Origin of the sequence: Streptomyces sp. NPDC048275, assembly GCF_040652275.1 — a bacterium.
In the GTDB taxonomy this organism is placed as follows: domain Bacteria; phylum Actinomycetota; class Actinomycetes; order Streptomycetales; family Streptomycetaceae; genus Streptomyces.
This window is the reverse complement of record NZ_JBEZLR010000130.1, coordinates 1-25,741: the sequence shown is the minus strand read 5'-3', so window position 1 is coordinate 25,741 and position 25,741 is coordinate 1. Positions and strand designations below refer to the sequence as shown.

20 protein-coding genes and 1 pseudogene are annotated in these 25,741 nt (G+C 68.2%); 7 read left to right on the top strand and 14 right to left on the bottom strand.

The annotated features are described in order from the left end of the window. Positions 1-114: 114 nt before the first annotated feature. The 4 genes from AB0D57_RS42780 to AB0D57_RS42765 form a co-directional block, all read right to left on the bottom strand. Positions 115-1,344 carry a DegT/DnrJ/EryC1/StrS family aminotransferase gene (locus AB0D57_RS42780; protein ID WP_362086953.1) on the bottom strand — a complete coding sequence of 410 codons (1,230 nt, stop codon included), beginning with the start codon at positions 1,342-1,344 and terminating at the stop codon, positions 115-117. A 178-nt stretch (positions 1,345-1,522) separates the two neighbouring features. Beyond that, positions 1,523-2,638 (bottom strand): GNAT family N-acetyltransferase, encoded by a 1,116-nt coding sequence (locus AB0D57_RS42775; RefSeq protein ID WP_362086950.1) that lies wholly within the window; start codon positions 2,636-2,638, stop codon positions 1,523-1,525. Between the two features lie 412 nt (positions 2,639-3,050). Beyond that, entirely contained in the window at positions 3,051-3,860 is an 810-nt protein-coding gene (locus AB0D57_RS42770; RefSeq protein WP_362086947.1) for a hypothetical protein, read from the bottom strand. Further along, positions 3,857-4,237, bottom strand: coding sequence for a hypothetical protein (locus tag AB0D57_RS42765; protein ID WP_362086944.1), 381 nt, complete (start codon positions 4,235-4,237; stop codon positions 3,857-3,859). The genes AB0D57_RS42770 and AB0D57_RS42765 overlap by 4 nt, the downstream gene beginning before the upstream one ends. Before the next feature lie 68 nt (positions 4,238-4,305). Between AB0D57_RS42765 and AB0D57_RS42760 the strand changes: the two genes are divergently transcribed. Then, positions 4,306-8,970, top strand: a complete 4,665-nt coding sequence (locus tag AB0D57_RS42760) for a CHAT domain-containing protein (RefSeq protein WP_362086941.1) — start codon at positions 4,306-4,308, stop codon at positions 8,968-8,970. A gap of 26 nt (positions 8,971-8,996) precedes the next feature. Here the strand turns inward: AB0D57_RS42760 and AB0D57_RS42755 are convergent, their stop codons facing one another. Further along, a complete protein-coding gene (locus AB0D57_RS42755; RefSeq protein WP_362086938.1) occupies positions 8,997-9,503 on the bottom strand; it encodes a hypothetical protein in 507 nt (168 codons plus the stop codon). Between the two features lie 390 nt (positions 9,504-9,893). Between AB0D57_RS42755 and AB0D57_RS42750 the strand changes: the two genes are divergently transcribed. Then, complete coding sequence (locus AB0D57_RS42750) at positions 9,894-10,616, top strand: FAD binding domain-containing protein (protein ID WP_362086935.1); 723 nt, start codon at positions 9,894-9,896, stop codon at positions 10,614-10,616. A gap of 312 nt (positions 10,617-10,928) precedes the next feature. Here the strand turns inward: AB0D57_RS42750 and AB0D57_RS42745 are convergent, their stop codons facing one another. Further along, the gene (locus AB0D57_RS42745) at positions 10,929-12,467 is read right to left on the bottom strand and encodes an NAD(P)/FAD-dependent oxidoreductase (protein WP_362086932.1); all 1,539 of its coding nucleotides are present in this window, start codon (positions 12,465-12,467) and stop codon (positions 10,929-10,931) included. Between the two features lies 1 nt (position 12,468). Next, positions 12,469-13,473: a patatin-like phospholipase family protein gene (locus AB0D57_RS42740; RefSeq protein ID WP_362086929.1), complete on the bottom strand. Its 1,005-nt coding sequence runs from the start codon at positions 13,471-13,473 to the stop codon at positions 12,469-12,471. A 135-nt stretch (positions 13,474-13,608) separates the two neighbouring features. Here AB0D57_RS42740 and AB0D57_RS42735 point away from each other — a divergent pair, with 135 nt between their 5' ends. Both AB0D57_RS42735 and AB0D57_RS42730 read left to right on the top strand, forming a co-directional pair. After that, the gene (locus tag AB0D57_RS42735) at positions 13,609-14,202 is read left to right on the top strand and encodes a TetR/AcrR family transcriptional regulator (RefSeq protein ID WP_362086926.1); all 594 of its coding nucleotides are present in this window, start codon (positions 13,609-13,611) and stop codon (positions 14,200-14,202) included. Positions 14,203-14,779: 577 nt separating this feature from the next. Then, on the top strand, positions 14,780-15,172 hold the full coding sequence (locus AB0D57_RS42730; RefSeq protein WP_362086923.1) for a hypothetical protein: 393 nt from the start codon (positions 14,780-14,782) through the stop codon (positions 15,170-15,172). A gap of 708 nt (positions 15,173-15,880) precedes the next feature. Here the strand turns inward: AB0D57_RS42730 and AB0D57_RS42725 are convergent. Beyond that, positions 15,881-16,129, bottom strand: a pseudogene (locus AB0D57_RS42725) (transposase); the annotation flags it as partial. On the opposite strand from AB0D57_RS42725, the gene AB0D57_RS42720 reads away from it, so the two are divergent. Beyond that, positions 16,129-16,566 carry a hypothetical protein gene (locus tag AB0D57_RS42720; protein WP_362086920.1) on the top strand — a complete coding sequence of 146 codons (438 nt, stop codon included), beginning with the start codon at positions 16,129-16,131 and terminating at the stop codon, positions 16,564-16,566. The pseudogene AB0D57_RS42725 and the gene AB0D57_RS42720 sit on opposite strands and share 1 nt — an antisense overlap. A gap of 21 nt (positions 16,567-16,587) precedes the next feature. Here the strand turns inward: AB0D57_RS42720 and AB0D57_RS42715 are convergent, their stop codons facing one another. From AB0D57_RS42715 to AB0D57_RS42705, 3 genes are all read right to left on the bottom strand, one after another. Next, a complete protein-coding gene (locus AB0D57_RS42715) occupies positions 16,588-17,313 on the bottom strand; it encodes a hypothetical protein (RefSeq protein WP_362086917.1) in 726 nt (241 codons plus the stop codon). Between the two features lie 9 nt (positions 17,314-17,322). Continuing rightward, positions 17,323-19,626, bottom strand: a complete 2,304-nt coding sequence (locus AB0D57_RS42710) for a glycoside hydrolase domain-containing protein (protein WP_362086914.1) — start codon at positions 19,624-19,626, stop codon at positions 17,323-17,325. 460 nt (positions 19,627-20,086) lie between these two features. Further along, on the bottom strand, positions 20,087-20,638 hold the full coding sequence (locus tag AB0D57_RS42705; RefSeq protein ID WP_362086911.1) for a peptidoglycan-binding protein: 552 nt from the start codon (positions 20,636-20,638) through the stop codon (positions 20,087-20,089). Between the two features lie 176 nt (positions 20,639-20,814). Between AB0D57_RS42705 and AB0D57_RS42700 the strand changes: the two genes are divergently transcribed. Next, positions 20,815-23,220 carry an ATP-binding protein gene (locus AB0D57_RS42700; RefSeq protein ID WP_362086908.1) on the top strand — a complete coding sequence of 802 codons (2,406 nt, stop codon included), beginning with the start codon at positions 20,815-20,817 and terminating at the stop codon, positions 23,218-23,220. Beyond that, positions 23,217-23,873, top strand: a complete 657-nt coding sequence (locus AB0D57_RS42695; RefSeq protein ID WP_362086905.1) for a response regulator transcription factor — start codon at positions 23,217-23,219, stop codon at positions 23,871-23,873. Before AB0D57_RS42700 ends, AB0D57_RS42695 begins: the two co-directional genes overlap by 4 nt. A 209-nt stretch (positions 23,874-24,082) precedes the next feature. On the opposite strand, the gene AB0D57_RS42690 is transcribed toward AB0D57_RS42695, so the two are convergent. The 3 genes from AB0D57_RS42690 to AB0D57_RS42680 form a co-directional block, all read right to left on the bottom strand. Further along, positions 24,083-24,328: an integrase core domain-containing protein gene (locus tag AB0D57_RS42690; RefSeq protein ID WP_362086902.1), complete on the bottom strand. Its 246-nt coding sequence runs from the start codon at positions 24,326-24,328 to the stop codon at positions 24,083-24,085. Further along, positions 24,300-24,863 (bottom strand): IS3 family transposase, encoded by a 564-nt coding sequence (locus tag AB0D57_RS42685; RefSeq protein WP_362086899.1) that lies wholly within the window; start codon positions 24,861-24,863, stop codon positions 24,300-24,302. Before AB0D57_RS42685 ends, AB0D57_RS42690 begins: the two co-directional genes overlap by 29 nt. 120 nt (positions 24,864-24,983) lie before the next feature. After that, positions 24,984-25,688 carry a reverse transcriptase domain-containing protein gene (locus tag AB0D57_RS42680; protein WP_362086956.1) on the bottom strand — a complete coding sequence of 235 codons (705 nt, stop codon included), beginning with the start codon at positions 25,686-25,688 and terminating at the stop codon, positions 24,984-24,986. Between the last annotated feature and the right edge of the window lie 53 nt (positions 25,689-25,741).

Genomic DNA, 25,741 nt, shown 5'->3' with positions numbered 1-25,741 from the left:
TGGTGCGGTGCATCGCAAGGCGGAGGGTCGTCCGCGTACTGGGCGTACGCGGACGATCCCGACAACGCGGCGAGGCGCCGTGCCAGGCGTCGCGGGCCAGACGGGACTTTCGAACTAATGGCCCAGAGGTGTCGGGGGCATGGCGTCCGGGACGGGGGTGGGGACCGGGGGGCGCGCAGTTGTCGCCTGCTCTCTCACCAGGGCGTTGGCGATCTTGCGGGCCAGGAGCGGATCGACCGGAAGCACGTGTGAGGCGAACCAGCGGGCGGCCGACGGGTCGGGCGACGGGTCGACGAACTCCGCGCCCGCGTAGTCGTCGAGCGGGGGGTCGTAGACGTACCCGCAGACCACGCCGCGTCCCACCAGACGTTCCACGAGGGCGTCACGGTCGTGGACCAGGAGGGGCACCCGGAAGAGAGGCAGAGGGCCGTCGTGCGCCGTCCGGTCGCGCAGGACCGGGGTGGCCCAGGGGGAACCCGACAGCAGCGAGACACCGACCCTGCGCCGGGCGAGGTCGTCGTCGAGCCGCGCCAACCTCAGAATCAACTGCCCACGGACCAGGGCCCCGTGGCGGGACCGGAAGCCGTGCAGATCGACACGCACCCATGGCTCGTACGCGGTCAGGCTCGGCGCCTCGCGCGCGCAGCCGGAGAGCCGCGGCGCGTGCAGGGCCATGCGGAAGTCGTCGCGTTCCAGCATCCCGAGACGCTGCATCGTCCGCCACACAGGACGCACCAGATGCAGGGTGCGTACGGAGGAACGCGCCAGCGGCCGCAGCGTCACAGCCAGGTCGCCGCGGAGGCGGCCCGGCACCAGGAGATCGTCGCGCAGCAGCTCCAACTCCCGCCGGGTGCGGGCGTCCTCGACGGCGAGGAAGCCACCGGCCATCGCCGCCACGTGCTTGGACAGGCTGAACGCCGCCGCTTTCCCGAAGGTCCCGATCGGCTGCCCGTCCACGTGGGTGCCGATCGCGTGCGCCGCGTCCTCGAACAGGGGGATCCCCAACTCCTCGCAACGACGCCGCAGTTCCACGACCCGGTCCGGCATCCCGTACAGGCTTGTGGTCAAAACGGCGTCCACGTTCCGCCAGGTCGATTCCGGTACGGCGGCCGGGTCGATGTTGCCGTCCCATACGGACACGGGGGCCTGGACCGGGCGCAGCCCGGCCGCAAGGACCACGAAGAGAATCACGTCGTCGTTCACCGGTGACATCAGCACCCGTGCGCCCGGCCGGCACCAGTGCCGCAGTGCCAGGTAGAGAGCCAGCCGTGCCGAGGGCGTGTAGACGCATTCGCGTCCGAGACGCCGTGTCATCATCGCGGCGAGCCGCGATCCGTACGGCATCGTCACCTCTTCCGTCGAAGGGTCGTCCGAGGAACACACCGCGCTCTCGCGAGCATCGGTCAGGTCCGACCGGGCTTCCGGCCGACCAGGCTCTCGCCATCGCGGTCGGGGAGGCCGCGACGACGGGTGGTAGGGGCAAACGGAACGCAGTGCGAAAGCCAGGAGGGGGGAACCCCGCTCATCGTGCGCGCGGTCCCGCTCCGCCCAAGGCGACCCGGCCCGACGTGCGCAGCGTGCCGACCGTCTTCAGCAGGCGGTCGGCCGGTTCCCGCAGTGTGGGATGGGCCAGGACCGTGTTGCGCAGGCCGCGCACCGGTCTGCGCCACAGCCTGTGGGCTGCCGCCATCGGGTGGGGGCGGGTCGCGAATCCTTCGCCCACGCGCAGCTCGCGGGTCTTGAGCCAGTCCTTGTACTCCTTGTCGCCGCGTCCCAGATCCATGACCCGCACACCGTGCCGGCCTGCGGCCTCGGCCGTCCGAAGGTGCATCATCAGCCCGGGCGAGTAGTAGTGGAACTCAGGGTCGTACGCGGTGAACCAGGCCGCGAACACCGTGCGCGATCTCGGCCCGAAGTGTGCGGCCACCGGCCGGTCGCCGGCGTACAGCACGGACAGCACGCCGGTGAAGTGCTCGTCGCGGACCTGGAACAGGTGATCCACCAGGTCCACGATCCACGGCCGCGCGAACCGGTCCATCCGTCCTGTCCTGCGGTACTGGGCGGACTTCCACTCCATGAGCGTGTGCAGCGCCTTCGGATCACGCTCGTCGAAGACGAACCGCAGCTCGCCCACGTCGCGCCCCAGGCGGCGTTCCTTTTTCAGCGTCGTCTTGGCCAGCCCCGGGTACGCGCCGCGCAGCCACTCCGCGTAAGTGCCGCCGCCGTCCTTCAGATCGACCACCGGTGAGGCGAACGTCCCCGTGACGTATCTGCCGAAGGGCTGCTGCTCCTCGACGAGGTGGTCGAACTCGAAGACGGACAGCCCGCACGCCCGCAGCAGTTCCTGGGGGTCCCAGGTGACCCCGGGGCGGTGCACGAGGGCCTGGCAGTCGGAGAGACCGAGACCGATGGCCCGGCCGACACCGAAGGAGTTGCGCTCGTACGGGAAGAAGCCGACGGGTTCGCCGTTCTCCTGCAGGACCGCCACCTGCGCCCCACCGTGGTACCTGCCGATCCCGGCCGCGAACTCCGGTGCCAGGAAGGGGTTGCCGTAATCGGGTGACTCGTCCATCGTCTCGTGCCAGGCCCGGCGAAGCGTGGTGCTCAGCTCCTCGGGTCTGTGTGTCGTGATGTCCACCTCAGATCAACCGCCCTTCCGCAGGCTCCGCGAGGGACGTACCGGTCGCTGTGCAGGCCCGTAAGGCGTGTGGATCCCCGTTCACGGATCGCATGGGCGACCGTCCCCCCATTTCCCCCATGACGCGTTGTCCGCGTCCTGCCACTTCTTTGGCCCTGTGCTCGTCCACGGCGTACGTGCGCTCGCTCCACGGTCGATGACCGAGGTGCGAACCGAATGGCAGGGCTCAAACGTTGCGAAACAGTACGCACGCTGTCAAGGGTGCCTGTCGTAACGGATGTGTGCGGATCGGATGGCCCGGTCCCGCTCAGGGCATCCGGTGCATGCAGAACTACACCTCCGTCGACGCCCGTTCCGGACGGCCGAGGTCTGCGCACGGCTGTCGGCCGCGGACACCACCCCCGAGTCGAGGTCATCTGCCCTTGTGCATCTGGTCGTTCACTCGATCGGCCAGTTCGGTGGTCATCCCGACGCTGGGCAGCGGCTGGTTGAGGGCGGTGAGCAGCATCGTCAGGTGGGTGTCCACGGTCGCTTCGATCAGTGCGCTCAGCGTGGCGGCGTGCTCCCTGGCCCGCACCCATCCGACGCCGACGACACATGTCCCGATGACTGCGGCCGGATACCACCACAGGCCGACCACGAGATACAGCAGGCCCCATCCGGTGACCACGGCGGCGGCCTGGAACTCGGCGTTGGCGGCCTGCACCGGGCTGCGCTCACTTTCGGGGAGCAGTACCCACAGCCGCGGCCACACCAGCCCAAGCCGCAACCCCTGGTACTGGGCGGCGATCCCGGCGTCGGCCAGCCGGAATTGTTCGCCGATCCAGGTCGGCCGTTTCGGCAGGTACTCGGGCACCGGGCGCACACCGGCCCGGTCGGCGGCCGCGACCGCTCGCCTGCGGCGCAGCCGCACCAATGCGCGGGCGAGTGGGCCACGCCACTGGCCGAACCACACCGCCTGCACCAGTCTGCCCGTCGCCTTCGCGAGCAGGGCCGCGGCGCCCGCACCGAGCAGCAGGCCGACCACGCGAACCCCGACCGACACCTCGGAGCCGTTCATGAACCGGGTGATCCTGGCCTGCGCCAAACCGATGTCGAGAGCATCAGCGTGCCCGAGCAGGTCGGCACAGAGGACCGACACCACGAACAGCGCTCCCGGCAGCACCGCCGCGGCCCACCGCTCGGCCAGTTTGCCCCCGATGGACGACAGGAGCGTCGTCATGGTGCCGGAGTCATCGGCAGGCCGTCGAACAGGGCGCACACCGGCGGCCTGCCCTGATCGTCGCGCTCGGCACGGCGGGGGCAACGGCGTTGCGGGCAAAGGTAATTGCCTCGCCCGACCGAGGGAACGGCGTCGAGTCCCGGTGCGAACACCACGCCCGACCCCGGCGGCTCGGCACGCTGGGGCACGGGTGGCTGCGCCGCCCCGGCCAGCCCGAAGTTCCGGCACATCTCCAGCGGCGACGCGCCGTCACGTACCCGTGCCTCGGCCCGGGCCAGTCTGTCGGTCCAGAATCCCTCGGCCGCGCTCTCGCGCAGCACCGGCAAGCCGGCACACCACAGTGCCATGGCACTGGCCTCGTCGAGTTCACCGTCCACATGCCCTCCCCCTGTGCTTTCCTTCTGGAACAACGCTATCGGGTCAACCAGGAAAAAACGGGGGGAAGTTGTCGACCGATCGCGCCCACGCACTGGCCCGGCTGCGGGCCGGCACAGATCTGGCGGATCCCGCGGTGCTCGCCGCCGCGGCGGCCGCGATGTTCCCGCTGTACGAGACCGAGCCGACCCCACCGGAGGTGGCTCTCGCCGTCGGCACCCTGCACTGGCGGCGGCAGGCCACGCTACCGATCGGCCATTACGCCGAGTGGGAGCGTGGCCTCGCCCACCTGTGCTTCGTACTGGCCCGGCCGCAGTTGCCGACAGAAGCGCGTTCCTGGTTGGACGGACAGCCCGATCTCGGACCGTTCGACGAGCGCCTGTGGATGAGCTACCCGGGCATGCTGATGCACCTGTCGCACGATCCCGGTGTGCTGACGGCAGTCGTCGCGCTGGCCGGAGCGGCCGCCGCGGCCACGGGTGAGGCCCTTAATTTGGCTTGCCTTGCCGACGCACAACGGTTGACGGCCCTTGTCACCGGAGACGAGAACCTTCTCGTCGAGGCGGTGGCGACGGCCGCGGCGGCGGTCGACGCGGCGGGCCCGGACGACCCGGACCTGTGCGGCTACCTCGTCGCACTCGCCGCGGGGCAATACGCTCAGGCGGAGCGCACCGGTTCTCCCGCGGCCTTCGACGCCGCGATGCGGACCATGCGTGCCGCGCTCGATCACACCCCGGACGATCACCCCGACCGGCCCGTGTTCGAGGGCAACCTCGGCACGCTGCTGCTGAACAGCTTCAAACTGACCGGCTCCACGCGGGACCTGGAGGGGGCGGTCGAGGCGCTCACCGCCGCGTCGCGAGCCACTCCGGCGGACCACCCGGGCCGGTGGAACTGCCTCTCCATGCTGGGATTCGCCCTCCTCCAGCGGTTCGAGCGGGCCGGAGCGGACCGCGATCTCACCGAAGCGGAGACGGCGGGCCGGGCGTCCGTGGCCCTCACGCCGGACGGCCATCCGGGCCGCGGCATGGCCCTGATGAATCTGGCGAACACGCTGAAAACGCGCTTCGACAGGACGGACCGGCTCTCGACCCTCACAGAGGCCGCCGACCTGCTGCGCGCCGCGGTGGCGATCACCGAGGACGGGCATCCGATGCTGGCCCTGTGCCTGGGCAACCTCGGTCTCGTACTGACCGAGAGATTCATGAGAACGGAAGAGGACCGCGACCTGGACGAAGCGATCGCGGTACTTCGGGCCGCGCTCGCCGGAGTTCCGACCGGGCACCCGAACTCCGTCGCCATGTTGCTGAACCTGGGGAACTCGCTGCGCGAGCGCCACAAGCGGACCGGGGACAGGGCGGTGCTCGCCGAGGCGACCGACCTGCTGCATCACGCGCTGGACACGACAGCTCCGGACCACCCGGACCGGTTCCTCCTGCAGAGCAGCCTCGGATCCGCGCTGCGGGACCGCTTCCAGCACACCGGCGACGTGGCCCACCTCGACGAAGCCGTGCGGCTTCTGCGAGCCGCGGTCGACTCGGTACCGCGCGATCACCCGCGCCGCATTTCGATGCAGGCCAACCTCGCCATTGCGCTGTCCTCGAGGTTCGGCTGCGGGGGTCCACCCGCCTTGCTGGACGAGGCGATCGAACTGTCCCGGTCCGCGGCCGCCGCACTGCCTGTCGACCATCCCGCCCGGACGCAGCATCTGTCGAATCTCGGCGCGGACCTCGACGACCGGTTCAAACGGTTCGGACGCCTCGATGATCTCGACGAGTCCGTCGCCATCGGCAGAACCGTGCTGGCGGCGTTGCCCGAGGAGCACGCGGACCGGATCCGGCGGATGTCCAACCTCGGCAAGGCGCTGTATGCCAGGTACGAGCGACTGGGCGACGCCGCCGACCTGGACGAGACCGTCTCCCTGCTGCGGGCGGTGGTCGCGGGCACGTCGCAGGACCATTCTCGGTATCCCGCTCGACTGGCCGACCTCGCAGTGGCCCTGCAGGCCAGGTACGAGCGGTTCGATCGGACCGCCGATCTGGAGGAGGCCCTGCGGAGCAAACAGGCCGCGGTGGCGGCCGCTCCGTCGGACCACCCCGGCCGGGCGTTGTACCTGTCGAACGTCGCCATCAGCCACCAGACCCGATACCTGCGGTTCGGAGACCCGCAGGACCTGCACGCGGCCGTCGACGCCGCCCGACTCGCCCTGCGGGCGACCCCGGACGACCACCCCGACGTGGTCAGCCGACTGGGGACACTCGGCAACACGCTGATGGTGCGGTTCCGGCGCGAGGGGGACCTCGCCGACCTCGACGAGGCCATGGACGCGGGCAGACGCATGGTGGCGCTGCTGCCCGCCGACCATCCCCACCTCGGAAAGGCCCTGTCCCAACTGGCGCGTGTGCTCGGCGCGCGCTTCGAACGGCTGGCGCGGCTCGCGGACCTGTCCGAGGCGATCGACGTCAGCAGGCGCGCGGTCGCCGCGACCGAGCCGGACGACCCCGGCATGTTCACCCACCGGGAGAACCTGGCCGGCCACCTGCGCATGCGGTACGACCGGGTGGGAGATCTGGCCGATCTGGACGCGGCCATCGCGGACCTGCGCGCGGTGGCCGATGCGATGGCTCACGATCACCCCAGCCGGGCCATCGTGTTGTTGAACCTGGCCGGCAACCTCGCCGCCCGGTTCGAGAGGTCCCGTGACCTCGCGGAGATCGACGAGGCCACCGACCTCGGGCGGGCCCTCGTGGCAAGGACTCCGGCCGACCATGCCGACCTGCCGATCAAACTCGGCCGACTGGGCAGGACGCTGATGGCGCGTGCGGAACTCTCGCCGGATGCCGAGGTGTTGGACGAGGCCGTCGCGGTCACACGCGCCGCCGTCGAGGCGACTGCGGCGGGTGACCAGGAACTCGCCGCGCGGCAGGGAAACCTGAGTGCCGTACTGCAGCTGCGGTTCACCAGGACCGGTGCCGTCGGGGACATCGCCGAGGCCGTCGCGGCGGCCGACTCCGCACTGCGTGCCACGCCGGACGGCCACCCTCGGCGCGCCACGGCCCTGTTCAGTCTCGGCCGATCGCTCGCCCTGCGCTGGACGGTCAGCGAGTCGGAGACCGACCTGGACGGAGCCGTCGACGCCTACCGGACCTCAGTGGGCGACCCGGTGGGCCAGACCAAGATCCGTGCGCGTGCGGCGTTGTTCTGGGGCCTGCTGGGCGAACAGGCCGGCCGGCACGGCACCGCGCTTGCCGGGTTCACCGAGGCCGTAGCACTGCTGCCCAGGCTGGCCTGGGTCGGCTCGAGCCGGGCGACCAGGGAGCACTCCCTGCGCGAATGGCAGGGGCTGGCGTCCGCCAGCGCGGCGGCCGCACTGTCCGCCGGGGAACCCGAGCGTGCCGTCACCCTGCTGGAGCAGGGCAGATCGGTGCTCTGGACACAGGCACTCGGCCTCCGGGACGACTTCTCCGCACTGCGGGCCGTCGCCGCGGAGCTCGCCGACCGGCTCCGTACCCTCGCCGTCGAACTCGACACACGCGATCCGGACGAGGGCCGCGACCACAGGATCCGGCTCGCCGACGAATGGGACACCCTGCTCGCCAGGGCGAGGGCGTTGCCGGGCCAGGCGGACCTGCTGCGCACGCCGTCCTTCGAGACGCTGTGCCGGGACCTGGGCGAGCACCCAGTCGTGATCGTGAACCTCCATGTCACCCGGTGCGACGCGTTGATCGTCGCGGACGGCTCGGTCACCGTTGTCGAACTGGCGGACCTGTACACCGAGGCGCACACGAGGAGCGACGTGTACCTGGCTGCCCGGGAGACCCTGGACCGCCCCGGCACCCCGGGCCCCGCTCGGGCGGCCGCGGAACAGACCGTGCTGGCCACCCTGGAATGGCTGTGGGACAGCGTCGCCGAACGGGTGCTGGCCCAGCTGGGGTACGCGCGGGGAGACGAGTTGCCGCGCATCACCTGGTGCCCGACGGGCCCGCTGACCGTACTGCCGCTGCATGCCGCCGGCTATCACGACCCGTCCGACGAACCGGCCGGGCGGACCGTCCTCGACCGGGCCGTCTCCTCGTACGTGCCCACCCTGCACGCGCTGGCCACGGCCAGGGAATCGCACACCCGCGCCCAGGAGAGCGACCGGATGCTCGTAGTGGCCATGCCGACAACTCCGTTCGCGGGCCTCGGGGCGCTGCCCGGTGCGCGCGAGGAAGCCGACCTCGTGTGCGCCCGCTTCGACGGCCGGCACACCACCCGGGTCGGGGCGCAGGCGACCAGGGCCGAGGTGATCGGCGACCTTCGCAGCCATGCCTACGTCCACTTCGCCTGCCACGGCGGGCTTCGGGTGGACGATCCCTCCGCGGGCGCGCTCTACTTGCACGACGGCCCGCTCACCGTGCTCGACGTCGCCGCACTGCGGCTGACCGGTGCGGAGTTGGCGTTCCTGTCCGCCTGCCAGACCGCAGTCGGCAGCATCAACCTGCTCGACGAGAGCATCCACATGGCCGGTGCGCTGCAACTCGCCGGATACCGGCAGGTGATCGCGACCTTGTGGCGGATTGCCGACCAGCCGGCTGCGGACTTCGCCAGACGGATCTACGACCTGGCGTTCGACGGCGACCGGCTGGACCTCACACGCACCGCACGTGCACTGCACCAAGTCACGCGCAAACTGCGTGACGCCTGCCCGGGAAACCCTGCCCAGTGGGCCTCATACGTCCACACCGGCCCGTGAAAGCACCAACGAAGGCGCCTGCCCCGTCAGGACGAACTCGGGGCGGCGCTGGGTCCCATCCCGCTCATGTGGATGATGGTGCCGCCGACCGTCGGACGGAACTCCTTGAGCACCTTCGGCTGCGCGCTGATCACCCAGCGCGATCCGACCAGATAGGTGCCCTGATACATGCTGATCGTGTCCAGCCACGTCTGCTTGTACTTCTCCTCGGGGAACGTGGTGATGAGGTAGTCGCCGGTCTTGGTGTGGCAGATGCCTTCGCGCAGTTCGTCGGCCTCGACACGGATCTTCACCTTGCACTTCGTGAGGTTCGCGATGACTTCGACTTTCGCCGGTGCCACGACCTGGGCCTGTTGGGCCGATGTCACCGGCGTCTTCGACGACTTGCGCTCCGCCGCCGCTTCGCCCTCGCCCCCGCTGCACGCCGCGGCAAGGGGAAGCAGGGCCAGACTTCCGGCGAGTGCGGCGCCGCGGACCAGACGGGCGCCGGTCGAGGTGCCGCAGGGGCGTGATCGCGGTTGCTGCTGTGGCACGTCGCTGCTCCGTATCCAGGCTGTTTCTGCCCGCACGAGCGGACAGACGTACGAGAAGGGATACGGAAGAACACCGGAGGGCGTTCACCGCGCTTGTCACCATCAAGTGGGGCGCTCGTCCAGACGTGGTCGAGGTGGCGCAGTCCCCCGGTTCGAGCGATGGCCGACTCGGCCGGCCGGCTCTGGGACAGAGGTCGAACACGAAGCTGCATATGGCGCGAAAAGGCCGCCGGACTGCGCCCCGCGCAGCAGGGGCGCACAGAACGAAGGAGAGAGCCCTGTATGCGCCCCGCGCGTGTGGGTAAGAATGCGCCATGTCAGTGATCACGTGGCTGGGGTGTCATGGCCCCTCATCCACCGCCAACTTTCCGAGAAGGCAGGTCGGTTGCCGTGCAGTTGCGTCTGCCCACGTCCGTGTCCGAAGCGCAGGAGTGCCTGGCTGAAGGGGCGGTCCCGATAGGCGGGGCGACACTCGTGTGGGCCACCTGGCAGCGGGACGGCTTCCCCGATCAGGCCATGTCGCTGCGCAATCTGCCCGAGGCCAACACGATCGGCCCCGAGGCACTGGGCGCGGCCGTCCTGTTGCACCAGGTCGACGACCGCGTGCCGGAGGTACTGCGTCTGGCGGCCGCCACGATAGGGACCGGCGCAGTGCGCCGCACGGCCACGGTCGGCGGCAACCTCATCGGCAGCACGCTGCGCTGCCTGCTGCCCGCGGCCTACGTCCTGGACGCTCGTGCCATGGTGCTGGAACCGGACAGGGTCTACGAGACCGACCTCGCCGAGGTGGTGGCCAAGCGTCACCTGCTGCTCAGCCTCCGCTGGCGCGTGCCGATCATCAGCGGGTACCGCAAGCTGGCGAGCGAGGCGGGCGGACCGCCGCCCTTCGTCGTCGCCGCCGCCGTGCACGCCGACCCCGGCGGACCCGACCTCCTTCGTGTCGCCGTCCGCGACGGCTACGAGGTCCTCAGCGACAGCACTGTCTGTGACGCCGACACCGCAGAGGTGCTCGACACCCTGCGCCACACGGCCATCGGCACACTTCACCCCACCGCTTGGGAAACGGTCCGCCAACACGTCACCGACCTCTTGGCCCGCCTCGCCAACGAGTGAGACGCGGACGACTGCCCTGTCCACTCGGCGCGTGAGACATGCCGAGAGCGTCGGCGCGCCCACCAGAGCAGACCGCTTCGACGTCCTGGTCGCCGATCCGTTGGCGCGCGCTCTGTACTCCGAGATGTACGCCCGATCCTGCCTGTCAGGCGAACACGCCCCGCTTCGTGCTCCTCAGCCCCGCGGCGCGGCGACTCTACGTCGACCGGGAACGCGTTGCCAAGGCCGGCGGAGGCCGGCGGTCTGCCCCTCGGCGGCGTCGGCAAGAGCGGACGGATGGTGTCAGCCCGACCAGCAGAGAACGCCGTCGCCTCATCGGACACCGCTACGGCTGTGCACGGGGAGTTTCCCGGCGGTGCTCAAGGTGACGTCATAGGCTTCGGGGTCGAACCGGGCCAGACGCCGGCGCATCCGACCCGTCGACCATGGCCAACTGAAGCTGTTGCGGCCGTTGTCGTCGAGGTAGTAGCTGGAGCATCCGCCCGCGTTGTAGACGGTCGACGGCAGTGCTTGCTGGACCTCGGCGCTGAACGCGGCCTGGACTTCTGGACGTACGTTCATGCTGGCCCAGCGCGCAGAACGGAAGTGGCGCACCGCGCCTGCCACGTGGTCCAGTTGTGCTTCCAGGACCATGTAGGCGGATGAGTGCCCGGTGCCCAGGTGCGGTCCGAGCAGGATGAACGCGTTGGGGAATCCACTGACGGTGGTGCCCAGGTAGGCGTCCGGGCTGCCCTTCCAGTGGTCGGCGAGGCTGGCGCCGTCGGCGTCGAACACTCGGTGGACGACGGGCATGTCGAGGATATGGAAACCGGTGCCCAGAATGATGGTGTCGACATCCGCGCTGCTGCCGTCGGCACCGATGACGCGACTGCCGTGGACGGCCGCCACCGCCGTGGCGTGCACGGTGACGTTCGGCCGGGTCAAAGAGGGATAGTACGTGTTCGACAGCAGCAGCCGTTTGCAGCCCAGGGTGTAGTCGGGTGTCAGCGCGCGGCGCAGCTGCGGGTCTTTGACGGCGGCCCTGAGGTGGAGCGTGCCCACCTTCTGCACCGCGCGCAGGATGGACGGGTGGCGGAAACCGGTACCCAGGGTCTCCATCGCCGCGTACTCCGCGTTACGCAGGGTCCGTTGCGCTACCGGAAGACGTCGCATCAGCCATCGTTCGGCACGCGGCACGTAGTGGTCGGGCTTCGGCAGCACCCACTGGGCGGTGCGCTGGAACAGGTGCAGCCGGCCGACGCGTGGCTGGATGGCGGGAACGAACTGCACGGCCGACGCGCCACTGCCGACGACGGCGACACGTGCGCCCGTCAGTTCGTGGTCGTGGCGCCAGCGCGACGAATGGAAGACTTCGCCGGGGAAGTCGTCCAGGCCGGGGATGTCGGGAAGCAGCGGTTCATGCCAGGGTCCCGCTGCCGCGATCAGGAAACGGGCCGTGTAGCGGTCGCGGTTGGTCTCGACGTGCCAGCGGGCGTCGTCGTGGTTCCACTGCGCACGTGTGGCTTCGGTGCCGAAGTGGATGAGCCCGGCGATTCCGTGACCGGCCGCTGTGGTTCGGAGGTACGCGTGGATCTCGGGCTGGCCGGCGAAGGCACGCGTCCACTCCGGATTGGGTGCGAAGGAGTAGGAGTAGAGGGCGGACGGGACATCACAGGCGCAGCCCGGGTAGGTGTTGTCCCGCCAGGTTCCGCCGAGCTCGTCCGCCTTCTCGATGAGGACGAGATCGCGCACGCCGGCCTGGCGCAGTCTGACGGCTGCTCCGATTCCGGACAGGCCGCTGCCGATGATCAGCACATCCACGTGGTGGGTCTCGCGGGTGGCGCTCCCCGCAGGGCTCTCAGGGTGGCGCATGTCAGGCTCCTGTCGACACGTCGATGTGGCGGCCGGTGCCGTGGTGGGGAACGGGCGCCTGGAGCCGGTCTCGAACGACGGCCCGTGTGGTACGCAGAGACGTCTCCAGGACCGTCAGCCGGCGTCGGCCGTCCATGAAGTTGCCGCCCATCGTGCGGAGGTCGGCGGCGGTGGGCTCGATTCTGATGACGCGTGTGCCCGTTTCCCGCAACGCGGCGCATTCGGCGTCCAGTGTGCGTGTCATGACGCGGCGCAGCAGCGCCTCCGCCCGGCCGAGACCCCTGCGCGGTCCGGGGGAGGACGAACCCATCGGCGCTATGACGTACACCTCGTCGAGCCCCTGGGGCACCAACAGGTCGGCCGATGCCGTGGAACGGATACCACCGTCCGCATAGCGCCCGCCGTCGATGCGCACGGGCGGAAACCATCCCGGGACCGCCCAGGAGGCGCGCAGCGCGTCGCGTAGGGCGACCCGCGGCGTGTCGGGGTGCCCGAACGGCGAGCGCCGGCCCGTGTCGAAGTCCGTCGCCACCAGCCAGGTCGCGGGATGGCGGACCCACTGTCCGGCGGGCGCCAGCGAGTCGGCGACGGCTGCCAGCCGGCCCGCGTCGCCACGCCCCTGCGGCAACAGGCCGGACAGACCGGCCAGTGCGGGAACTGTGCGCCCCCATGCGCGGCGCACCAGCGCAGGAGATCCCAGGAGGAGGGCGGGCCGAGGCGGTATGCCTCGGGGCGGAGTGGCGAAGTGACGGACCAGTTCGGGGCGGGAGCTCTCCCGGCCGAGTTGCGCGGCCAACAGGTCCTCCACGCCGATGCCGCTGCCGAGCATGGCCGCCACTTCCGCCCCCGCCGAGGTGCCCACGAGGACGTCGGCGTCGCGCGGGTCCCACTGCAGGGCCTGCTGGAGCGAGTGCAGGGCGCCGATCGTCCAGGCCGCGCCGAGCGTTCCGCCGCAGCCCAGCACCAGTCCGCGGGATAAGGCCGTTCGCGTGTCAGTCGTGGTCACTGAGTTCTCCGCCATCCGGATACCGATGAGATCCGGATACTAGCGGTATCTCAAAGCGCGAGACAGTCCCTGTGCAGGGATAAGATCCGAGAGCTTCACGGGAAAGCCGCGCAAGGATGGGAAAGGGAGCGAGACATGGCCCGCCTCAGCCGCGTCGAGAGCCAGGAACGCACTCGCGAGCGACTCGTCGCCACCGCGCGGGAGTTGTTCCTCCACAGCGGTTACGGCACCACTTCTCTCAGCCAAGTCGCGGAGACGGCCGGCTACTCCAAGGGAGCCGTCTACTCCAACTTCCGCAACAAGGACTACCTGTGCCTGGCCGTGCTCGACGCCATCCGTGCCGAACAGTTGGCGCTGCTCACGGCCTCCATCATGAGCAGCAGTCGGATCGACGACCGCCTCGCGGCCTTCGCGGCCTGGGGCGAGGCACACATCGGCGACGAAGCTTGGACCACGCTCGAGGTGGAGTTCCTCACCCGAGCCCGTCATGACGACGAGCTCCGGCGCGAGATCACGGCACGCGTCGGCGCGATCCGCGATGCGCTCGCTCAGCTCCTCGACGCTCTGGCCCAGGAGTTGGGCGCCACGTTGGCCATGCCTGCCGACCAGGCCGCGATGACCCTGCTCAGTCTGGGCATCGGGCTCGGCATCCAGCGGGTTGCCGACCCGGCCGTTCCCACCGCGGTGCTGACCGACACGCTGCGTCTCATCCTGGGGTTGAGCGGGTAGCCGCCGTCGGGGGCCCTGGCCGAGCAGCGGCACACTGCTACCGGCATGGGATCCCTGTCGTCCGCACCTTGCCCGCAACCGGCTCGATGCGCAGAGAAGCCCCGGTCGACCAGGCCCGGCCCTGAGCAGCGCCCCAGTACACCTGACACCCCATCAGACGAGCGTCATTTCAGCGTCGAGACATCGCCCGCAACGCCCACAACGTACATCACACGCACGCGCAAAACCGCTGGTCAGGAGCGCTCAGCTGCAGGCTCCAGAATCGCCACGCACTCCACATGATGAGTCATCAATCGACGCCGAGGACGGTAAGTGTGCGAGAACCAGGCGTGGTTGTCGTACCCGGCGCCGAGCTGATGCAGGTCCATGCGCCGATGGTGCCCCGCCGAGTGGTGTAGTCGGTCAAGGTTCGTGAACGCGCGGATGTCTGCCCGGGGCGTGCATCCGCTGTCGCTGCTCGCTCCCTGAACCAGGGCAGGCCACCGCGCAAGTCCCGCTGGTTAACGGGCAGTTCAACCAGAGGAGCGCACAATGTCCTTGCCCCAGTCTGACCTGATGCGGCTACTGGAGTCACTACGTGCGGCCGACGGAGGTGAGACGCGGCAAGGCGCTCTCCGTGGACGCCGAAGTGGCGCTGCGGACCATCGCCGCGATGAGCGGGGACGAGGCCAAGGAACTGCTGGAGGACACACTCGACCACTGGGTAGGGTCAGGTGCGTCTCCGGCAGCGCTCGGGCTGGTGGACGGTCTCGCCGACGCCCAGCCGAGCCGGCCGCCGGGCGACCCGATGGCCCGCGACGTCGGCGACCATCTCGTCCGTGATGCCGTGCGCCCACCAGGCCCCGTCCGAGTTCGCCGCGACTCTCAGCTCCTCGGCACTAGGGCGTGTTTCGAAAGTCCCGTCGTCCGCCCGAAGGGCGCGCCCCGCGGCGTCTGGTGCGTGCGATCGCAAGGCGCCGGAGCGCCCTAATAGCGGAGCTATTCGGGCGTTTCGGCAACGCAGCGAGCGTCCGTGCCAGGCGTCGCGGGGCAGGCGGGACTTTCGAAACACGCCCTAGGGGCTCCGGTTCAGACAGACGGTGACACGCCGAGGGATACAGCCTCGGCGGACCCTGACGAGCTCACCGAGCTGCTCTGGGTGAGGGTTTGTCCGAAGCAAACCGACCAGGAGTTGGCCCCAACCCCCGATGACGCGCATGACCAACTGCCCAGGCCGGCGGAGGAGGTACGCAGGTTCATGAACGCTGACGCAGGGTAGAGGCTGGATCGGTCGTTGCGCACGATCACTGCCGCCTGCACGCTGCCTCCGCCTGACGACCTGATCGCACAGACCTGCGCGTGCACATCGTCGGCGACCTCCTCGGTGCTGGCGCAACGCCACGTGCTGGAGCTGGAGGTGATCGGATTTGTGTTGCCGTAAGCATGCCAGGTGCCATCCGCAGCTGCGGCGGGGCCGGCGGTTGCCAGACTCACCCCGAGAACGGCAGTGATGGCGACTGTTGCCCCTGCGCCCATTCGTGTAACTCGCATGCTGATCCCTCCCTCACCACGACCCCCTTGGTCGCGGATAGGCAATGATCACCACAGACGGTGGTCATGACAGGCAGGTCAAGTTTCAGCCAACGCGACGAGATGCACTGCCCCGCGTCCCGAGATGGTGCCCTGCCGAGTGGTGTAGTCATTGGCCAAGCTGATTCGGTCCCTGATGTGGCGGTAGTTGGTGGTCGTCCTCGGCCAGTTTGGTGGTGAGGAGTTCGGTCATGGAGGCTTCGGAGAGGTAGCGGCGGTCGAAGACCTGCCATTCGTCGCGGAGTTCGGCCAGGACCGCGGCGGCCAGCCGGTCCAGAGCGGCAGGGTTGGGGAAGACCTGGACGACGTCGGCCCGGCGCTTGGCCTCCCGGTTCAACCGCTCCAGCGGGTTGGTCGATGGCGCTGACCGGCCTCGTCAAGATTGCCGGGATCAGGCGGACGGCCGAGGAGGACTTCGCCAACGGCAAGAACGCCTTCGGGCTGGACCACACCCAGGCCCGCCGCCACCGCCTTTGGCGACGCCATGTCGTCCTCGCGATGGCCACCCTCGCCCCGCTCTCCGTGATCGCCAGCCTGGACCGGCGCGACCGTCCCGCCCCGGTCCTCCACGCCGGTCCCACCGCCGAACCACCCGCGGACTTCGGGCAGATCGCCCTCACCGTCACCGAGGCCCGCCGCCTGTTCCAGCTGTTCATCGCCCTGATGCGGGATCTGCCCACCGCTCCCGCCGTCCGTCGCATAACCCTCCGCCTGCAATGGTCCGTCTGGCGACGACACCACCAAGCCCGCGCCCGCTGGTACCACTGCAGACAGCACCTCACCGACCTCGACTGAACCCCGCACCCCGACAACCCGTCAGATCACGAAGTGTGACTGGAGTACTGGTCGGCGTTGCGCGAAGGCCCCGGCCCGGGAGCGACGGCTGGGCGCAAAGGCGTCCGTGGCGCCGGCGCCCTTCCCTGGATTCCCGTTCCAGCCTCTGATCGTGCGGGCCACACCCTTTACCTTGGGGTGAGTCGGGGCGAGGGCAATCTCGAAGTGCGACTCATTCGGCGTGGTGAAGTCGCCGCCCCATGCGACCGCGCCGTCCAGTTCGGCCAGAATATCCTGGATTACCACAAGTTCGGCTGGATATAGACCGCCGCTGACCCCCAAGGGGTAGGCGTGTGGTCGGATGTTGATCGCGGTGCCGGAGAGGTGGTTCGACTCAAAGGGGTGGTTGACGAGCCGCGAGGTGCTATGACCGCGGAGGTCACCGACACGGAGCGCGTCGATCTCGTAGTGGAATCGGCGTGCGACGTGCAGCAGGAGTACTGCCACGTCCCCGGCTGCGAGACGAACCGCCAAGCCACTGCCCTCGACGAGATATTCCTCCGCATCAGTTTCGGCCAGCACCTTCCAGCCATTCGCAGTGCTCTCCTCCCGCCACTCCGGCGTGGCTTTCGGCACGGCAACGGCCGGTGAAGCAGACAAAGCCGATCCCAGCGTCACCACACCGAGGACCCCGGCCCCGCTGCCTACGAACCGACGGCGAGACATCCCACGGTTGATCACGCCTGTCTCCCTCTCCTCGTCAGGCAACTTCGCATCTCAGGACTCCCCATTCACTCGGCCCCGCAGGACATCCACGAAACCCAGCTCGAACGGCTCCAACGCGAAATAGGGAAGGTCGGGGGGCAAAGGGGCGACCCCCCGGCGTGCAATCAACCCCAGTCGGGCCTCGGTGAACGGAGATTCCTGGGCAGTCAGAACGTGGTGGGTCGCGTACCCGGCGTCGTCTGCATTCCCGTTGAAGCGCCATTCCCAGAAGGAGGTGAATCTGCGTGCGCCACCACCGCTCTCGTAGTGTTCTCTGAAGGCAGTAACAATGTCCTGCCCCGCCAGGCACGCCCGCGCGATGAGATATCCATCCACGTCCTCGATGAAGTCGGAGTATCCGAACGTGGTTTGCGCGTCGAGGCTCGCCATGTTCTCGTTGACGAATTCCCGCCCGTCCGGATAGGCGTCCAAGGCGTCCCTCCAGTCCGCGTAGAGTGTGAGGAGGTCGCCGCCCCAGCCCGCGATATCACCGCCGTTCGCGGACCGCCGGTTGTCTGATGGCGGGTGGATGAAGACTCCGTTCGCTGTCGCCAGCAAATGCTCTGCACCTAGGTGTGCTCCGGTGAACGGGTCCACGAACTGCTTCGGAACCGCCATACCGTGCTCCTCGGCGTAGGCGACGAAGTCCTTGTCGTAAGGTCCGATAAGATACGCCCAGTCCAGACCTCCGTAGGCATCGTGACGTACGAACTCCATTACCAGTTGACTGGGGTCACCCTTGCCGTACTGCACGGCAAGGCCGTACAGGTCCTCGATGCTGGCCATAAAGCCGTCGTATTGCTCGGCGGGCTGATTCACGGAGCTCGATGCTCTGTCCCGGCCGGAGACGGCGTCCCTGTCCAGATCGAAGGAGTCCGCCCCATTGGTGACCGAAATCTCCTGGATTTGATTGAACGACCAGTTTGCCGGTAGCGGGTATCCGAGGTTTCCGGAGAAGCCCCACGACATACCCGAAACGAAGGAGTACTTTGCGCCCGACCTCTCCGACACATTGGCGCACACGTTGCGCGACCCGTACACGCCGTGCCGGTATCGCCCTCCTCGCTGGTCGAGAGCGGCAGCCACACCCTGGAAGTAGGGAACGATGGCGGAGTCGATTTCCGCTTGGGTGGCGTCGTAGTCCACGGCGAAGTAGATTACCGTACCCCAGTTGAATCCATACTCGCGTGCCAGGTCGTGCGCCAGGGCCCCATGGGAATAGCCCTCCATGGTCGTGAAGTCGCCCAGCGTCCGGGCGTTTGCCTGGAAGATCGGGAAGACCTTCAGGCCGGCGGCGAAGATAGTGTCCAGCTCGCCCGGCTTGATCTCCTTGTCCAGAGTGGAGCTCGGAGGGTCGTAGAGGTAGCGGCCCACCACCTCGTATTTCTGGTCGGTCAGCCACCGAGCGCGTGCCGGCGTGATCTCAAATCGTGTGTCCGAGCCGGCCACAGGGCGGCCGGGGTCGCCCATGGACACGAGCAGCTGACACCACGTTTGATAGTCGCCCTCGCCTTGCTCCAGCAGAGAGAAGTCCTGGAATTCCCGCACCCATGACGCAAGTTCGGAGCCGAAAACGTCGGTGAACTCAGCGGTCGTACCGGCGGGGAGGGGCGAGTTGAATACACACGCAGCGGAAAACAGTTGGGTAATGACTCCACTGGCCCCCTGCTCCACCGTGTGGCGTCGCAGGGCGGCCTGTGTCCCCTCCCCGAAGTTGCCATTGGGTGACGGAATGCCCATTTCGTATTGCAGTGCAACCATGAGTGCCTTTTGCACGTCCCGGGAGTAGTTCCCGTCACAGGGTCCAATGGAGTATGCACTCTTCTGCCAGTAGCGGCCGTTCAGCCACTGCTGCACCTGCCGCACGGCATCCGAACCGCCGACCGTCCGAACGTAGGAATCCATGTTGAGAATGCACTTGAAGATGCGTGCCTGCACCGTGGCGTCGGTCGGAAGTCCCATTTGGAACTTCATCTCGTCAATGGCGTCGCCGGTGGCGGGTTCGATCTCGCCGGTGTCGTAGTAGCCGCCCCAGTAACCCTTGCAGAACAACGCATGCTTAAGGACGCGCGCGATGTTGGGGTTCTCTGCCCATGCCACGTGGATGGGGCCGAGGGCCTCCAGCCGGGACAGGGTGGTGGGACCGAATGATGCGGCCACCGGGCTGATGCCTAGTTCGTGCTGGAGCCCCATGGTCAGGGCACGCATGGTTCCCCAGCCGGTGAGACCGTCCTCCGCGCACGGGGTGTACCCGAGGATGCTGGAATATGTCCTGTTGACCCACCGTTGGGCCTCGAGTACCTTCTCGTCGGCCATGCGCCTTCCTCGGGATTGAGTTTTTTTCACAATGTCAGGGGCAGAAGTCTGGAGGACAGAGGCCCGCCTTCGTCTCACAGCCGCCGGCGGGTGAGTTCGTTCGGAATGTGCGAGGGCACCAATTTCCATCAGGGCTTGGAAGCGGTCGGTTTTCCAGTTGCCTGCACCGCACGATTCACTACTTCATCCGTAGCCCGGTCATCGTGACGCTCATGGCAATGCCCGACGCAGGGCAAGTGGGCAGCACTGCAAGACGTTGACGTGGCTTCAGACGTCGCTCCGATCTGTGTCGGAGAGAATGGACGACGGGCCGAGCCCAGTGCCTCGTCGAGCGTCTGAGGTCCGGCCTCTCGTCGCCATACCCGTCCCAGTGCGGGGCTCTGCGCGATGAGTGCTTTAGCGCTGGCAGAGGCCGCCGACACAAGTGGTGACTGCGGCCTCTGATCTCTACGTGCTGGGTTCAGCCGCCAGGAACAAAGCAGGTCGCGTAGGTGTCGTAGGTTGCCGTTTCCCACCAATTCGAGCCCACGCCCGCCTCAGGGTTCTCAAAACGGTAGGCGCCACCGGAGCTGCGCACGAACGTAACGGCGCGCGCTTTACCGAAGTAGGTGACCTCGCCCGTGCTTCCCCGGAGATGGTTGTCCGCGATACTGAAGGTGTTGCTGCCCACCTCTCCGTCTGCCCCCAGGCCCCATCTCGCCTGCAGCTTCTTCGTCGCATAGGTGGTGTTGGCACCGAAATCGCAGTCGATGTCCGCGTAGTCGTAGACCGTGCCGTTCTGTTCCGTGGCGCCCTCTGCCCACAGGACGTACTGCCAGAGACCAACCGCGTTGGATATCTGATACCTGCCACCCGCCCAAAGAGGGCCCTCATCCCCCCAGTCATCGATGATCGTGCCGCTGCCGAAGATGACCCCCTGCGAGACATTTGCCGACGCAGGGCTCGTGCTCAGCGCCGTCACGCCCAGGGCGGCACATGCGGCAAGCGCGACCAAACCCTTCCCGATGGTCATACGTTCCCCCAATTTTTCGGAGTGGGAGGCGGCAGGATTGCTCGCCTCGAACGACTCCGTACGAGGGGGACAGTAACCCCGCCCGGTCGCTGAGTGTGCCGGTCGTTTGCCCCACAAGGAACGGCCGCCGCCCATGGGCGCTCTATCCTGATCGTCGGCCAACTACCCTTGTTTCTATGCGGCATGGGGGATACGAGGGGAACGGGGATGGGGCCGCTGAGCTGGGCGGCCCCAGGTCCGGCGAGCGCCTGTTAATCCTGACCCTCGAGCGGTACGGGGTGTGGCTCCGGTCCACCGTGGTCTGCCTGTGCAGTGCGCTGGGCGTCGTCTCGGCGGATGCGGCGCAGGTTCCTCTGGCGATGTCTCTGTTGGTGCCCGCTGTCCTGGCCTGCGGTGTGCGCCTTTACGCGCTGCGCCGCCCGCTCCCGTTCGCCCTGCTGTGGACGTTGGACGCGGCCGTGGTGGTGCTGACGGGGCTGTCTCAGCCGGTGCTCGGCGGCGACGGCGCGGATGTGATGGTGGAGGCGGTTGTCGGCATCTGCGTCATCACTTTCCAGCACGAGTGGGCGACGCGCCCCCTGGCCGGGGCTGTCCTGGCCGTGTTGGGGGCTGTCGTCTGCGCGGTCGGCGACATCCTCTCCTCGCCCGGGCACAGCCCGGAGTTGATCCCTCTGGTGCGCCTGCTTTTCCTGGCGGGCCTGTCGAGGGCAGCTTTCCTCATTGTTCGGGCGCGGGCCAGGGCGGCTGACCGGTCGGCCGCGGTGAGGGCGGCGTCGCGCCGGGAGGCCGATGTCGCCGCCGCACGGAGAGCAGCCGAGCGCGAATACCTGGCGACCCTGCACGATACAGCGAGCGCGACGCTGCTGATGGTCTCGCAGGGCGACGGCCGGGACTGGTCGTGGCTGCCTCCACGTGCCAGACAGGATCTGGAGGCACTGTCCGCCGTGCCCGGATTCGAGACGGGGAGCGTCGACCTCGCGGCACTTCTCGGCTGCGTGCCCGAGGGTGAGGGACAAGCCAGAGTGCGGCTCAAGACGCACATCGACGGCCCGCTCGCGATTCCGTCCGGCCCTGGGCTGGCGATATTCAACGGGGTCCGGGAGGCCGTCACCAATGTTGCACGCCATGCCGGGGTGCGGGAAGCGGAGCTCAGGGCATGGGCGGAGGAGGACGGCGCCGTCGTCGAACTGTCCGACGCGGGACGGGGCTTCGACCCGGAGTCCGTCCCCGCGCGGCGCCGGGGCATCAATGGTTCCATCATCGGCAGGATGCACGCGGTCGGAGGCTCCGCCACGGTCAACTCGCATCCGGGCACCGGGACCCGCGTGCAGTGGCGCTGGCACGGCCGGGCCCGGACGTCACAGGCAGGGGACGGAGCGCAGGTGACGGGCGTACCGCGCCCGCCCCGCGCCCAGGCACAGCACACGGCCGTCGTCCGCCTCATCCGCGGGCAGCTCCTTTACGGGGCCCAACTGGCCGCGCTGCTGATCAGCCTGCTGTCGCAGTTCGCCCTCTCACTGCACCAGCTCACGACCTACCAGGACGTGTACCGCCCTGCGTGGGCACAGACAGCGGCCTTCGTCTGCCTCGCCGCCGTCGCGGCGACCGGGGCCGCCTATCTGCTGCGTGGCAGGCAGATCCCGCCGAGGGTGCGCGGGTGGAACCTGAGCGCGGTGCTGACCGTTTCGGCGATTTGCGCGTTCACGCTCCCGCCGGAGCGGTTGACAGGTGCGGAGGACTGGGCGTTCGGACTGGTCGGCTGGCATGCGCTGTTCCTGCTGGCAGACCTGCGGGTCAGGGCGTTCGCGGCATTCCTCGGGGCGCATATCGGGCTCAACGCAACCGCTGTTTTCTTGTCGGGGGCGCCAACCGCCGCGGAGTCGGCCACCATCGGGATCTCCGCGATATCCACCTGCGGCTTCCAGTTCTCCGTCGGTGTACTACTGACGCGCCTGCTCCACGGTACGGCGCCGGCAGCGGGGACCGCGGCCGCACGGGAGGAAGAACTGCGTACCCGGGAACGCATCCACGAGGACATGCAGCGTGATCACAAGGAGCGCTACCGCTCCCTGACGGCGACAACAGTGCCGCTGCTCGTGGGCCTTGGCCACGGCGCGCTGAGCCCGCACGATGAGGAGGTCAGGCTGCGGTGCGGCGTGGAAGCCGCCCGTATGCGCCGCCTGTTCGCGGAGAGCGATGCCGTCTTGGACCCGCTGCTGAACGAGTTGCGGGCGTGCGTCGAGGTGGCCGAGCACCAGGGGGTGACGGTGAGCCTGGCCGTACGAGGCCAGGGGGGTGAGGTGCCTGTGGAGGTACGCAGGGAGTTGGTCGACCCGGTGGCGGTGATTCTGGGCCGTACCCGCTCGACCGCGCGGGTGACTGTCGTGTGGACGCCCCGCGCGGTACGCGTGAGCGTGGTCAGCGAGGACTGCGCCGACGGCCGTGGCACGAGAGAAGCCGCTCAAGCGCACGGCCGTGCCACGACCGCGAAGGTGACCGTGGCCAGAACGACGCGTGGCGGAAGTGTGTGGGTGGAGGCTGGCTGGAGAAGACCGGCGGCCTCCGGAGTTGACCTCACATGAGTAACAACGCACCAGTCACCGTGGTCGTCGTTGACGACCATCCCGCCATCCTCTCGGGCGTAGAGGCGTGGTATGCCGCATCGCGGCGGCCCATCACAGTGGTCGCGGCCGGCGGCTCCGTACGGGAAGCCTGGACCGCGCCGGGCAGCACGGCCGATGTCGTCGTCCTGGACCTGCAACTGGGCGAGGGCGGCCCCGCCTTCGGCAGTCTTCGAAGACTCGTCGACGCCGGGCGGCAGGTGGTCGTCTATTCGATGCGGGATGACGAGAAGACAGCGCTCAGCTGCCTAGACCTGGGAGCCGCGACCTTTCTGACCAAGAGCGAGGGCCGACAGCACCTGGTCGAGGCGACGCTGGCAGCAGCAGATGAGCGGCCCTACATGCCACCCGCGCTGGCCGGTGCGCTGGGAACGAACACCCGCGCCGACCGCCCCCAGCTCTCCGCACGCGAGGAGAACGTGCTCATCGAATGGTTCCAGTCGGAGTCGAAGGAGCTGGTCGCGCAGCGTCTCGGCATCTCCGTACGGACGGTCAACTCGTACCTGGACCGGGTGCGGATCAAGTACGCGAACGTCGGCCGCCCCGCGCGGACCAAGGCAAGCCTGGTGGCCCGCGCTATCCAGGACGGGCTGGTCGACGTAGACGACCTCTGAGCGCGGGCAAGGGGACGGGCAACCGAACGACAACACGCAAACCACGCCACCACCACAAGGGCGCTGCGAAGGTAATTCCGCGCAGTAGCGGCGGGCCGATCGGTGAAGAGCCCCGCAACCGACCTTGACTTCCAGGAGTCGTTGCAACAGCCCAGTTCAGGGGGTGCGATGCACTTTGAAGTTTCCCCGTGATCTTGGACACGGTTCTGTCATGCGGCGAGGGCGTGGTCTGGTTTCGTTCCGTGGTGGCGCTGGCGGGTCTCGTGGGGTGTGAGGTAGCCCCAATCGGGATGCCTGCGCAGGCGCCTGCGGTTGTAGTAGGTCTCGATGAACGTGACGATGTCGGCCCGCGCGCTCGCCCGGTCACTCCAGACGCGGGTTCCGATCTCCTCTTTCAGGACGGCGAAAAAACTCTCGGTGGCGGCGTTATCGAAGCAGATCCCGGTCCGCCCCATGCTCTGCCGGAGCACCAACTGCTGTAGCTGGTCGCGGAATTGGGTGGCGGTGTACTCCGATCCGCGGTCCGTGTGGATGATGCAGCCGCCCGTGTCGAGGGCGTCGACGACCAGGTCGGCGCTCGCCGACCACGCGCAGGCCCGAGGCGGCAGCGGTGAAGTCGCGCCCGATCAGATCCGAGGCCGGGGCGGGCTTGCGGTCGGCACGGGTCAGGCCGCGACGCCCGGTGCGGCGGCTGTGCCCGGCGATGGTGTGTTCGCGCATGAGCCGCTCGACACGCTTGCGGTTCACCAGGCGGCCCTGGCGGCACAGTTCGGCGTGGATGTGAGGAACGCCGTACGTTCTCTTCGACGCGACGTGGATGACGGTGATCTCGTGGACCAGGGCGAAATCCTCGCGCTCGCGCACCGAACGGGCCTGCTCTCCCGCCTCCCAGGCGTAGTACGAGGAGCGGGCCACGCCGAGGACGGCGCACAGCAGCACGGCGGTGAAGTGGGCCTTCTCCGCACGGATGAACCGGTATATCTCGCTCACCGGTCGCTCTCCTTCACGAAGAAGGCCGTCGGTCGGGTGGCCCGGGGGAATTTCACCCCCGGGCTCCCACAGATCCCGGCGTGACAGTCTCCCGTCACCGGGCTCTTATCATCCTGATCTTCAGGTGACGTTGACCCATTTCCAGTGCGCGAAGAACGACGGGTAGGACTTGACGACCTGGTCCCATCTCCGCGATGCCTTCTTGTAGGTCTTCAGCCGCTTGTGTTTCTTCCGGACCCAGCGCAGAAGGTAGAAGTTGATGCGCTGGAGGAGGGGATACAGTTCGGTTTGGTAGAAGGCCCCGTAGTACTGCATCCATCCGCGAATGATCGGGTTAAGCCATTTCGCGAACTCGCCGAAGGAGTAGGTGACGTGCATGTGAATCCGCCAGGAGCGGACTTCCGTGCTCATCTTCTTCAGGGCATCCTTGCTGACCGCCGGGAGGAAGGACGTGAAGACCTTGCCATGGCGGTCCCGTGCCGGTCGATTGCGGAATGTGAAGCCCAGGAAGGTGAATGAGGTGGCCGTGTCATCACGGCGTCGCTCCCTTCCGCAGTACACGATCCGCGTCTTGTCCGGGTGCAGTTGGAGCCCGACCTCTGCCATTCTGCCCTCAAGTTGCGCCAGGACCTCTCGGGCCTGCCGCTCCGACGAGCAGTGGATCACTGCATCGTCCGCATAGCGTTCGAACTGGACACCCGGAAAAGACCGGGTGAGCCACATGTCGAATGCATAATGCAGAAACAGATTCGCCAAGATCGGGGATACCGCAGACCCTTGTGGGGCAATGCCACGTAGATAAGCAGTTCGGTGATCTCTTTCCACATGTGCACAGCGACACGCCCGGGCTGGCTGTGGATAGTCAACGGGTATAACCA

Bases quoted from the DNA above. Each gene is read 5' to 3' on its own strand.
- AB0D57_RS42735 (WP_362086926.1), top strand. From the start codon at position 13,609: ATGGCCCGCCTCAGCCGCGTCGAGAGCCAGGAACGCACTCGCGAGCGA.
- AB0D57_RS42720 (WP_362086920.1), top strand. From the start codon at position 16,129: ATGGCGCTGACCGGCCTCGTCAAGATTGCCGGGATCAGGCGGACGGCC.
- AB0D57_RS42710 (WP_362086914.1), bottom strand. From the start codon at position 19,626: ATGGCCGACGAGAAGGTACTCGAGGCCCAACGGTGGGTCAACAGGACA.
- AB0D57_RS42705 (WP_362086911.1), bottom strand. From the start codon at position 20,638: ATGACCATCGGGAAGGGTTTGGTCGCGCTTGCCGCATGTGCCGCCCTG.
- AB0D57_RS42780 (WP_362086953.1), bottom strand. From the start codon at position 1,344: ATGCCGTACGGATCGCGGCTCGCCGCGATGATGACACGGCGTCTCGGA.
- AB0D57_RS42700 (WP_362086908.1), top strand. From the start codon at position 20,815: ATGCGGCATGGGGGATACGAGGGGAACGGGGATGGGGCCGCTGAGCTG.
- AB0D57_RS42695 (WP_362086905.1), top strand. From the start codon at position 23,217: ATGAGTAACAACGCACCAGTCACCGTGGTCGTCGTTGACGACCATCCC.
- AB0D57_RS42690 (WP_362086902.1), bottom strand. From the start codon at position 24,328: ATGGGGCGGACCGGGATCTGCTTCGATAACGCCGCCACCGAGAGTTTT.
- AB0D57_RS42745 (WP_362086932.1), bottom strand. From the start codon at position 12,467: ATGCGCCACCCTGAGAGCCCTGCGGGGAGCGCCACCCGCGAGACCCAC.
- AB0D57_RS42770 (WP_362086947.1), bottom strand. From the start codon at position 3,860: ATGACGACGCTCCTGTCGTCCATCGGGGGCAAACTGGCCGAGCGGTGG.